The 11,151-nt window shown below is 72.2% G+C and carries 7 protein-coding genes; 5 read left to right on the top strand and 2 right to left on the bottom strand.

Annotated elements, in window-relative coordinates; translation table 11 throughout:
* Window positions 1-255 precede the first annotated feature (255 nt).
* On the bottom strand, window positions 256-3,786 hold the full coding sequence (locus tag ACGFW5_RS30525; protein WP_393837547.1) for a S41 family peptidase: 3,531 nt from the start codon (window positions 3,784-3,786) through the stop codon (window positions 256-258).
* Between the two features lie 175 nt (window positions 3,787-3,961).
* On the opposite strand from ACGFW5_RS30525, the gene ACGFW5_RS30530 reads away from it, so the two are divergent.
* Window positions 3,962-4,537, top strand: a complete 576-nt coding sequence (locus ACGFW5_RS30530; protein WP_393837548.1) for a TetR/AcrR family transcriptional regulator — start codon at window positions 3,962-3,964, stop codon at window positions 4,535-4,537.
* A gap of 118 nt (window positions 4,538-4,655) precedes the next feature.
* Window positions 4,656-6,890 (top strand): MMPL family transporter, encoded by a 2,235-nt coding sequence (locus tag ACGFW5_RS30535; RefSeq protein WP_393837549.1) that lies wholly within the window; start codon window positions 4,656-4,658, stop codon window positions 6,888-6,890.
* A gap of 216 nt (window positions 6,891-7,106) precedes the next feature.
* Here ACGFW5_RS30535 and ACGFW5_RS30540 read toward each other — a convergent pair whose 3' ends face one another.
* Window positions 7,107-7,625, bottom strand: coding sequence for an SsgA family sporulation/cell division regulator (locus ACGFW5_RS30540; RefSeq protein ID WP_393837550.1), 519 nt, complete (start codon window positions 7,623-7,625; stop codon window positions 7,107-7,109).
* A gap of 276 nt (window positions 7,626-7,901) precedes the next feature.
* On the opposite strand from ACGFW5_RS30540, the gene ACGFW5_RS30545 reads away from it, so the two are divergent.
* The 3 genes from ACGFW5_RS30545 (at window position 7,902) to ACGFW5_RS30555 (ending at window position 10,646) form a co-directional block, all read left to right on the top strand.
* Complete coding sequence (locus tag ACGFW5_RS30545) at window positions 7,902-8,987, top strand: energy-coupling factor ABC transporter permease (RefSeq protein WP_393837551.1); 1,086 nt, start codon at window positions 7,902-7,904, stop codon at window positions 8,985-8,987.
* 1 nt (window position 8,988) lies between these two features.
* A complete protein-coding gene (gene cbiQ, locus ACGFW5_RS30550) occupies window positions 8,989-9,750 on the top strand; it encodes a cobalt ECF transporter T component CbiQ (RefSeq protein ID WP_393837552.1) in 762 nt (253 codons plus the stop codon).
* Between the two features lie 107 nt (window positions 9,751-9,857).
* On the top strand, window positions 9,858-10,646 hold the full coding sequence (locus tag ACGFW5_RS30555; RefSeq protein WP_393837553.1) for an energy-coupling factor ABC transporter ATP-binding protein: 789 nt from the start codon (window positions 9,858-9,860) through the stop codon (window positions 10,644-10,646).
* Window positions 10,647-11,151: the final 505 nt, after the last annotated feature.

Genomic DNA, 11,151 nt, shown 5'->3' on the forward strand with positions numbered 1-11,151 from the left:
GCGCGGGTGCCCCAGCACGGTCCGCACCCGAAAGCGCCGGGGTTCCTGGGGCTCTGCCCCAGGCCCCGTTCGTGCCTCAAGGGGGCTCGTCCTCAAACGCCGGACAGGCTGAAGGCGTGCGTGCCGGGCGGCGCCGGGTGGTTCAGGGGCGCGGGGAACTGGGCGAGCAAGCCGGCGCGGTCCACACCCGTGAGCCGACCGGGGTGCCTGAAGGACGCCCGCGCCGCCCGGCACCGAGCAGTCAGGGGCGGGGCGTCACAAGGGGCCCTCCCTCGGGGGGAGTTCGGGGCGTCGGCGGTCGGGGGTGGCCGTGTAGCCGGGTGGGGTGGACGCGGGGTGGAGGGCCAGGAGGTCGAGGGCCAGCTGGACCGCGTCGTCCAGTTGGGCGTGCCGGCCCTCCGCCCAGTCGAGCGGGGTGCGCAGGATCTCCAGATCCGGCTCGACCCCGTGGTTCTCCACGCCCCACCCGTACGCGTCGAACCACGCCGCGTTCATCGGCACCGTGATGACCGTGCCGTCACCCAGCGTGTGACGCCCCGTCATGCCGACCACCCCGCCCCAGGTGCGCTGGCCCACCACCGGACCCAGCTTCAGGAGCCGGAACGCGGCCGTGATCATGTCGCCGTCCGACGACGTCGCCTCGTCGGCGAGGGCGACCACCGGGCCCCGGGGGGAGTTGGAGGCGTACGAGACCGCCTGGGCGTCCCGCGTCAGGTCCCAGCCCAGGATGCGCCGGGTCAGCTTCTCCACCACCAGCTCGCTGATGTGGCCGCCCGCGTTGCCGCGTACGTCCACGATGAGGGCGGGCCGGCTGACCTCCAGGCGCAGGTCCCGGTTGAACTGGGCCCAGCCCGAACCGCCCATGTCCGGGATGTGCAGATACCCGCACTTGCCGCCGCTCAACTCCCGTACCACCTCGCGGCGTTTGGCCACCCAGTCCTGGTAGCGCAGCGGCCGTTCGTCGACCAGCGGCACCACCGCGACACGGCGGGAGCGGCCCTGGCCCCCGGCGGGGCTGAAGGTCAGCTCGACGGTCGTGCCGCCCGCGCCCGCGAGCAGCGGGAAGGGGCCGGCGACCGGATCGACGGGGCGGCCGTCGACGTGGGTGAGGGCCGCGCCCTCGCGGATGCCCGCGCCTGCGAGGGGTGAGCGCGCCTTGGAGTCGGACGAGTCGCCTGGCAGGATGCGCCGGATCACCCAACTCCCGTCCCGGCACGCCAGGTTGGCGCCGAGCAGGCCCTGGGCGCGCTGGTAGTGCGGGGGCCCTTCGTTGCGGCGGGCGGCGGTGACGTACGCGTGCGACGTGCCCAGCTCGCCCAGCACTTCGCGCAGCAGGTCGCCGAACTCGTCGGGGGAGGCGACCCGTTCCACCAGCGGTCGGTACTGGTCGAGGACCGCCGACCAGTCGATGCCGCACATCTGCGGCTCCCAGAAGTAGGAGCGGATGATGCGCCCCGCCTCGTCGTAGGCCTGGCGCCACTCCAGGGCCGGGTCGACCTCGTGCAGGATGCGGCGCAGGTCGAGGTAGACCGTGGAGTCGTTGTCGCCGGGCTCGGTGGCGGGCACCGCGCGCAGCTCGCCCTCGTCCACGACCACAAGACGGCTGGCGTCGCCGCTGATCGCGAAGTAGTCGAGGTGGTCGACCAGTTCGGTCCTGCGGGCCTTGGAGATGGTGAAGTGTTCGAGGGTGGGGCGGCCCGAGGTGTCGGCCGGGTTGGCGAAGGTCTCGCCGAGCGCGCCCGAGATGGGCCAGCGCAGCCAGACGAGGCCGCCGCCGGCGACCGGGCACAGGGCCGAGTACTTGGACGCGGACACCGGGAACGGTGTGACCCGGCTCTCCAGGCCCTCCATCTCCACCATCACCGTGCCGTCGCCCGAGTCGTCCACGGGGTCGAGACCGCCCGCCGCGGGCCGCCCGTCCGGCGACAGCGCGAACGGGGACGGCGTCGCCGAGTTCAGTGGTACGAGGTAGGGGCGGCAGCCCAGCGGGAAGGACAGGTCGCCGGTGTGCACGTCGTACACGGGGTCGAAGCCGCGCCAGGACAGGAACGCCAGATAGCGGCCGTCGCTGGTGAACACCGGGTTCTCGTCCTCGAAGCGGCCATTGGTGACGTCCACGACGGTGTGGGGGCCGGGGCCCGCGATCCGGGCCATCTTGATCTGCCGGAGGGAGCGTCCGATGCCCGGGTGCGACCAGGTCAGCCACGCGCCGTCGGGCGAGAAGGCGAGGTCGCGGACCGGCCCGTTGACGGAACGGATCAGCTCCGTCACCTCGCCCTCGCCGGTCACGGCGGCAAAGACGGGCGGCACGGCCGCGGCGCCCGGGCCGGAAAGGGCGCCCCCCGTTCCCGGACCGGACCCCGCTCCGGGGCCCGCGCCATCCGGTCCGCCGGACCCCGCCTCGGGGCCCGCGCCATCCGGTTCCGCGCCCGGGCCCTGGGCGTCACCCCGGTCCTGTGCGTCCCCCCGGTCGTCCGTCGCTCCGCCCGGTTCCGGCTCCGTATAGCGGCGCAGCCGTGTCGCGCCGGTCGGTTCCGCGACGGCCGCCGCTTCCTCCGCCACGTCGATGAGCAGGAGGCGCCCGTCGTTCGAGGCGATCGCCAGGCGCTCGCCGTCGGGGTCGGACACCATCTCCTGCACCCGGCCCAGGCGGCCGGCCGCGAGGCGGCGCGGCTCGCGGCAGCCGCTCGCGCGCGGCAGGAAGGCGATCTCGACCGCGTCCTCGCCGTCCGCGTCGGTGATGTAGGCGACCTGGCCGCCGCTGCCCAGCATCTCCGGCAGCCGCACCCGTACGCCCGGGGTGTCCGCGATGGTGCGGGCCGGGCCGTCGCGGTGGGTGAGCCAGTACAGACTGCCGCGCACCACGACGGCGCTGGCCCGTCCTGTGGTGTCCACGGACAGCGCGTCGACGTGGTTGGCGGCCGGGACCTGGTAGGCGCGCCGCCCGGCGCGCGGGCCGCCCAGGGTCACGTCCAGCTTGCGCGGCACCGAGTCGGGGGTGAGCGCGTCCACGATCCACAGGTCGCCCGCGCACTGGTAGACGACCCGGCGGCCGTCGCTTGAGGCGTGCCGGGCGTAGAAGGCGTCGTGGTCGGTGTGCCGGGTCAGGCCGGAGCCGTCGGGCAGGCAGGAGTACAGGTTGCCGACGCCCTCGTGGTCGGAGAGGAAGGCGATGCGGCCGGCCACGAACATGGGCGAGTCCAGGTGGCCGCCGATGTCGGCGAGCAGCCGCTCGCCGTGCAGCCACAGGCGTCCGGTGGCGCCGCCGCGGTAGCGCTTCCAGGCGGCCGGCTCGTGCGGCGGTTTCCCGGTGAGCAGCAGGCTGCGGCGCTCGCCCTCCACGTCGGCGACCGCGATGTCGGAGACCGGGCCCCAGGGGAGCTTGCCGCCGGGGGAGCCGTCGGTGGGCACGCTGTAGGCCCAGGAGAAGTACGAGAACGGCTGCCCGTGCGAGGACACCGCCAGGATGTGCCCGTCCGGCGCCCAGCCGCACACCCGGGTGTCGGACGAGCCCCAGTAGGTGAGCCGGCGGGCCGGGCCGCCGGCCACCGGGGCCAGGTGGATCTCCGGGTCGAGGCTGCGCCAGGTCGTGTACGCGATCTGGCTGCCGTCGGGCGAGAAGCGGGGGTGGCCGATCTTGGTGCGGTCGACGGTGACCCGCCAGGCGCGCGAGGGACTGTGCCCGGCCGGTACCAGCGGGGCGACCCAGAGATCGTCCTCGGCGGCGAAGCACAGCAAGTCGTCGTGCAGATGCGGGAACCTGAGGTACGCGGCGTCGTCACTCACCCCCCAATGCTTTCCGCGGGAAGGGGGTGCGGCAACTTGTGGGAAGGGTGCATTCCGCTCGCCGTCGCTCTTATCCCGCTCCGACACCTGTGGTCGAGAACACAAGCGAAACGGTTTCGTTTCGCTGCGGGCCGAGGTTACCTTCGTACGGTACGCAAAAGGAGAGGAGGTCGACATGGCGGGCAGGCTCACCCCGGAACGCGAGGCAGAGCTCTACGAAGCCGTGCTCGACCTGCTGCGCGAGGTCGGTTACGACGCCCTGACCATGGACGCCGTCGCCACCCGCACCCGTTCCAGCAAGGCCACCCTCTACCGCCAGTGGGGGAACAAACCCGAGCTGGTCGCACGGGCGCTGCGGCACAACAAGCCGGTCGGTCTCGCCGAGATCGACACCGGCTCGCTGCGCGGCGACTTCCAGGCGATGGTCGCCCGCGAGGACGACTGTCAGATGGAGAAGGACTCCGCGCTGATGCGGGGTCTGATGCGGGCCGTCCACGACCACCCCGAGCTGCACCAAGCGCTGCGCGAGGTACTGATCGAGCCGGAGATCACCGGTCTCGACACGGTGCTGCGGCGGGCGGTGGAGCGAGGCGAGGTCGGTGTGGACAACCGCGCGCTCCCCTACGTCGTACACATGATGGTCGGTGCCTTCGCGGCCCGGCAGTTCATCGAGGACCGGCCGGTCGACAAGGCCTTCCTCGCCGACTACTTCGACGCCGTGGTCCTCCCCGCCCTCGGCGACCCCCGCTAGGCACCCCGCCCGGCACTCCCCACGCAGTACCCGCCCCACCTGACGTACGCCGCTCTCGTCGTCGGGCTGGTTCCCCATGCCCTGCTGTTCCATACGACTCGACCGGGAGTACGCCCTCGTGGCCACGTTCCTCTACCGCCTAGGCAGGTTCGCCTTCCGGCGCCGCCGCTATGTCGCCCTGGTGTGGGTGGCACTGCTCGCGCTCGCCGGGTTCGGTGCCGCCTCCGCCACCACCGCCACCTCCTCCTCGTTCTCGATCCCGGGCACCGAGGCGCAGCGTGCCTTCGACCTGCTCAAGGACCGGTTCCCGAACGAAACCGCCGACGGGGCGACCGCCCGCGTCGTCTTCAAGGCGCCCGAAGGCCAGAAGATGGCCGACCCCGCGAACAAGGCCGCGGTCGAGAAGACGGTGGCCGGCCTGAAGGCGGGCTCCGACCAGATCGCCTCGGTCACCGACCCCTTCAAGGCGAACGCCGTCTCCAAGAACGGCCAGGGGCCCATCGCGTACGTCCAGGTGTCGTACAAGTACAACGCGATGCAGCTCACCGACGACACCCGCGACGCGCTGAAGAAGAGCGGCGACCAGGCGAAGGCGGCCGGGCTCACCGTGGAGATCGGCGGTGACGCGCTCCAGGCGATGCCGGAGACCGGGGCCGGCGAGATCGTCGGCGTGGTCATCGCGGGCCTCGTCCTGGTGATCACCTTCGGCTCGCTGGTCGCGGCGGGGCTTCCGCTGCTCACCGCCCTGATCGGCGTCGGCATCGGCGTCTCCACCATCACGGCCCTGGCCAATGTGCTCGACCTCGGGTCCACCACGTCCACGCTCGCGATGATGATCGGGCTCGCGGTCGGTATCGACTACGCCCTGTTCATCGTCTCGCGCTACCGGGCGGAGCTGGCCGAGGGCAGGGAGCGTGAGGAAGCCGCGGGGCGGGCCGTCGGAACGGCCGGATCCGCGGTCGTGTTCGCCGGCCTGACCGTGGTCATCGCCCTGGTCGGCCTCGCCGTCGTCAACATCCCGATGCTCACCAAGATGGGCGCCGCGGCCGCGGGCACGGTCTGCATCGCCGTCCTCATCGCCCTCACGCTCATACCCGCGCTGCTCGGCTTCGCCGGCAAGCGGGTCCTGGGCCGCAAGGCGCGCAAGGCGCACGAGCGGGGCGAGAAGGCCGCCGACGCCAAGCCCAACATGGGCACCCGCTGGGCGAGCTTCGTGCTGCGCAAGCCGGTGTGGGTGCTGCTTGCCGGCGTCATCGGCCTCGGCGCGATCGCGCTGCCCGCGAGCTCCCTCCAGATGGGTCTGCCGGACGACGGCTCGCAGCCGACCTCCACCACCCAGCGCCGCGCCTACGACACCCTGTCGGAGGGCTTCGGGCCGGGCTTCAACGGGCCGTTCATGGTCGTCGTGGACGGCAAGGGCGCCGCGAACCCGCAGGCCGCCGCCGATGCGACGGTCGCCGCGATCAAGAAGCTCCCCGACGTGGGCCCGGTGCTGCCGGCGCACTTCAACAAGGACACGGGCAACGACACGGCGACCATCACGGTCATCCCGAAGTCCAAGCCGTCGTCCACCGAGACCGAGGACCTGGTCCACTCGATCCGGGACGCCGGTTCCACGATCAAGGCGGACACCGGGGCGAAGGTCCTGGTCACCGGCTCGACCGCGATGAACATCGACTTCTCGCAGAAGATGAACGACGCGCTGCTGCCCTACCTGGCCCTGGTCGTCGGACTCGCCTTCCTGCTCCTGATGGTGGTCTTCCGCTCGGTCCTGGTCCCGCTGAAGGCGGCCCTCGGCTTCCTGCTCTCGGTGGTCGCCGCCCTCGGCGCGGTCGTCGCGGTCTTCCAGTGGGGCTGGCTCGGCTCGGTGTTCGGCGTCCAGCAGACCGGCCCGATCATGTCGATGATGCCGATCTTCATGGTGGGCGTGGTCTTCGGCCTCGCGATGGACTACGAGGTCTTCCTGGTCACGCGGATGCGCGAGGCGTACGTCCACGGCGAGCGGCCGGGGCAGGCGATCGTCACCGGGTTCAAGCACGGCGCCCGCGTGGTGACGGCCGCCGCCGTCATCATGATCGCGGTCTTCTCCGGCTTCATCGGCTCCAGCGAGCAGATGATCAAGATGATCGGCTTCGGTCTCGCGATCGCCGTCTTCTTCGACGCGTTCATCGTCCGGATGGCGATCGTGCCCGCGGTGCTCGCGCTGCTCGGCGCGAAGGCCTGGTGGCTGCCGCGCTGGCTGGACAAGGTGCTGCCCAACGTCGACGTCGAGGGCGAGGGCCTGCGCAAGCAGCAGGAGGCCGGCGAGCACGGCGGGGACAGCGACGCCGACCGCACGTTGGCGCGGGTCTGACCGCACCCCCCTGAACGCCGGGATCCGCTGACCGAGCGGCCAAGGATCCCGGCCGACGCCAACGGCCTGTGGGGACGGGACCGCTGGCGCCCGGTGGCCCCCCGTGCGCAGGACGCACGGGGGGCCACCGCATGTCCCAAGACGTGTGCGGGGCCGGAAGCGCCGGGAGCGTCGTAAGCGCCGGGAGCCCGGGAGCCCGGGGGCGCTCAGGGGCGCTCAGGGGCGCCGGCCCACCGGTGACGGGGCGGCGCGTGCGTCGATGGCGTACGTGTGCCGCAGGAAGCGGACCAGGGGCGAGCTGTCGAACTGGACGACCGCCACTCCGTCCGGCGAGTGGAATTCGAGGACCGTCTGGGCCCGGCCGCACGGCCAGACGCTCACGTCGCCCCGCTTGGCCGGGGCGCGCAGCCCCGATTCGAGCAGATCGCGCGGGAAGATCCACTCGTTGCCGCCGGGGAAGGCGAAGCAGACCGCGCCGGAGGAATCGCCGGGGTCGTAGCGCAGGGCCACCGGGACGGGGTTGGAGAGCGGGGCGTCCGTGACGACATGGGCCCGCGCGTGATCCTCGACGGAGCGCCGCCCGGCGTGCCCCCGCGCGTACCCCTCGGCGGGACGGGCTTCGGCGGAGCGGCCCTCGGCAGGACGGGCCTCTGTGGGCCGGGCTTCGGCAGGACGGGCCTCTGCGGGGTGGCGGGCGGCGGGGTCCTCGGCGTGCTCCTCGACTGCGGGGGACATCGGTCGCTCCTCACCCTGGGTGCTGCTGTCGAATACCGATACCGGCGTACCGGGCGTACCGGCGTACCGGCGTAACCGACACCGCCGTACCGGCATACCGATTTGCTCTAGTTAGTCTCCAATGTCCCATATTTCCGTACGGAAGCCCCGGTGAGTCGGCTTGTCACCTGGTGCTGTGCCGCTCTTGCAACCGCTTCGCAACAAGGCACTATCATCAAACGGTTCTGCGCACGCCCGCGCAGGGAAGAGGGCGCCACGGGAAATCGGAGTCCACCCATGCATGTACCCGATGGATTCATCAACGCACCTGTATCGGCGGTCACAGGCGTGGTCGCCGCCGCGGCCGTCGCCGTGAGCCTGCGCGGCGCGCGCCGGGAACTTGGGGGCACCTCGCACGGATTGAGCAGCGGGGGAGAGAAGACGGCACCGCTCGCCGGTCTCGTCGCCGCGTTCATCTTCGCGGTGCAGATGCTGAACTTCCCCGTGGCGGCCGGCACCAGCGGGCATCTGCTGGGCGGCGCGCTCGCCGCGATCCTCGTCGGGCCCTACACGGGCGTGCTGTGCGTCTCCGTGGTCCTGCTCATGCAGGGCATCCTCTTCGCCGACGGCGGCCTCACCGCGCTCGGCGTCAACATCACCGACATGGCGATCACGACCACGGTCGTCGCCTACCTCGTCTTCCGCGGCCTGGTCAAGGTGCTGCCCCGCACCCGCCGCTCGGTGACCGCGGCCTCCTTCGTGGCCGCGCTCCTCTCGGTGCCGGCCGCCGCCCTCGTCTTCACTGCGATCTACGCGCTGGGCGGCACCACCGACGTACCGATCAGCAAGGTGCTCACTGCGATGGTCGGCGTGCACATCCTCATCGGTGTCGGCGAAGCCGTCATCACCGCGCTCACCGTGGGCGCGGTCATCGCGGTCCGCCCCGACCTCGTGCACGGCGCCCGCGGCCTGACCGCGCCGCTCAAGCTGCGCGTGGGCGGCGAACTCGTCGACGCGCCCGCCGCCACCCCGGCCCCCGCCGCGGCGCGCAGCGGCTCGACGCGCAAGGTGTGGGGCATCGGCATCGTCACCGCCCTGCTGCTCGCCGGATTCGTGTCCTTCTACGCCTCCGCAAGCCCCGACGGCCTGGAGAAGGTCGCCCACGACAAGGGCATCGACGCCAAGACCACCCAGCACGCCTCCTCCGATTCGCCGCTCGCGGACTACTCCGTCAAGGACGTCGGCGACGCCCGCCTGGCCGGCGGCCTCGCCGGAGTGATCGGCGTCGGCGTCACCGTGGTCGTCGGCAGCGGCGTGTTCTGGGCGGTACGCAGGCGCCGCGCGGAGCCGGCCGCCGCCGAGCGCACCCCCGAAACGGTCTGACGTGGGAGCGGGCCACTCCCACCGGCTGTACCGGCACGGCCACTCGCCGGTCCATGAGCTGCCTCCGCACTGCAAGCTCGCGGCGGTGTTCCTGTTCGTCGTCGTCGTGGTGTCCACACCGCGCGAGGCGATGTGGGCCTTCGCGCTGTACGCCGCGCTGCTCGCCGTCGTGGCGGGCGCGGCCCGCATCCCGGCCGGCTACCTCCTCAAGCGGCTGCTCATCGAGATTCCCTTCGTGGCGTTCGCGGTGCTCATGCCGTTCGTCGTGCCCGGTGAACAGGTGCACGTGCTTGGCCTCTCGCTCAGCGAGAACGGCCTGTGGGGCGCCTGGAACGTCCTGGCGAAGGGCACCCTCGGCGTCGCCGCGTCGGTGATCCTGGCCTCCACCACCGAACTGCGCGCCCTGCTGCTCGGCCTCCAGCGCCTGCGGCTGCCGCCGCTCCTGGTTCAGATCGCCTCCTTCATGATCCGGTACGGGGACGTCATCACGGACGAGATGCGCCGCATGTCCATCGCCCGCCGCTCGCGGGGCTTCGAGGCGCGGGGCGTACGCTCCTGGAGCGTCCTCGCCAAGTCGGCGGGCGCGCTCTTCATCCGCTCCTACGAGCGGGGCGAACGCGTCCATCTCGCGATGGTCAGCCGCGGTTACGCCGGCACGATGCCGGTGATCGACGAGGTGACGGCGACGCGGGGCCAGTGGACACGGGCGGTCGCCCTGCCGGGGGCGGCGCTGGTCGTGTGTCTGCTTGGCTGGACCCTGTGACCCCGAAGCCCCCGGGGCCCCCGCCGGGACCCCCCTCCCTCCCTCCCTCCCTCCTTCCCCATGCGCCCGAGCCGACTTCGCCAGTGCCAGTGCTAATGCCCATGCCCATGCCCATGACCCCCGAGGCCCCTGTGAACGTTCCCTCCCTCGAAGTGGCCGGCCTCGCCTTCGCCTACCCCGACGGCCATCAGGCCCTGTTCGGCGTCGACCTGACCGTGGGACGCGGCGAACGGGTCGCGCTGCTCGGGCCCAACGGGGCGGGCAAGACCACACTTGTCCTGCACCTCAACGGCATCCTCGAAGGCGGCGCGGGGTCGGTGACCGTCGCGGGTCTGCCGGTGGCCAAGCAGAACCTTGCCGAGATCCGGCGCCGGGTCGGCATCGTCTTCCAGGACCCCGACGACCAGCTCTTCATGCCGACCGTCCGCGAGGACGTCGCCTTCGGTCCGGCGTCGTCCGGGATGCGTGGGGCGGAGTTGCAGGAACGGGTCATGGGGGCGCTGGCGCAGGTGGGGATGGCCGAGTACGCGGACCGGCCGCCGCACCACCTGTCCTTCGGGCAGCGCCGCCGGGTCGCTGTCGCGACGGTCCTGGCGATGTCCCCGGAGATCCTGGTCCTGGACGAACCGTCCTCCAACCTGGACCCTGCCTCGCGGCGCGAACTCGCCGACATTCTGCGGGGGTTGGACGTCACGGTGCTGATGGTCACGCATGACCTGCCGTATGCGCTGGAGCTGTGTGGGCGGGCGGTGATTCTCAGCGAGGGGGTCATCGCCGCGGATGGGCCCACGGCGGATGTCCTGTGCGACGAGGCGTTGATGCGGGCGCATCGCCTTGAGCTGCCGTTCGGTTTCGACCCGAGGGCGACGACCCCGCGGGGGCGCGCCACGCAGTAACCCCGGCCACCCCCACCCGGCCTGGCGTGACGGGTGGCCGCTCGCGCAGTTCCCCGCGCCCCTGGAGAGGCCGGCTTTCGGGTGCGGGTCGTGCGTGGCTGGTTGCGCAGTTCCCCGCGCCCCTTGAGGGGCCGGCTTTCGGGTGCGGGTCGTGCGTGGCTGGTCGCGCAGTTCCCCGCGCCCCTTGAGGGGCCGGTTTTCGGGTGCGGGCCGTGCGTGGCTGGTCGCGCAGTTCCTCGCGCCCCTGTAGGGCACCCCGAACTGCCGGTCGCGCCCACCGCGGCGGAGCCGCGCAATGTCACAGCCCCGCGCCCCTGACTACTCGATGCCGGGCAGCATGGGCATCTTCAGCCCGTCCGGCGATTGAGGACGAGCGCCCTTAAGGCGCGAACGGGGGTGCAGGGGGCGGAGCCCCCGCATGGGGTCTGGGGCGCAGCCCCAGGGCTCAGCACATTCAATGCGCTGTACGGGCGGGCGGGTGGGAAAACCCCCGGGGTCTGGGGCG

The organism is Streptomyces sp. NPDC048416 (genome assembly GCF_043200435.1).
In the GTDB taxonomy this organism is placed as follows: domain Bacteria; phylum Actinomycetota; class Actinomycetes; order Streptomycetales; family Streptomycetaceae; genus Streptomyces.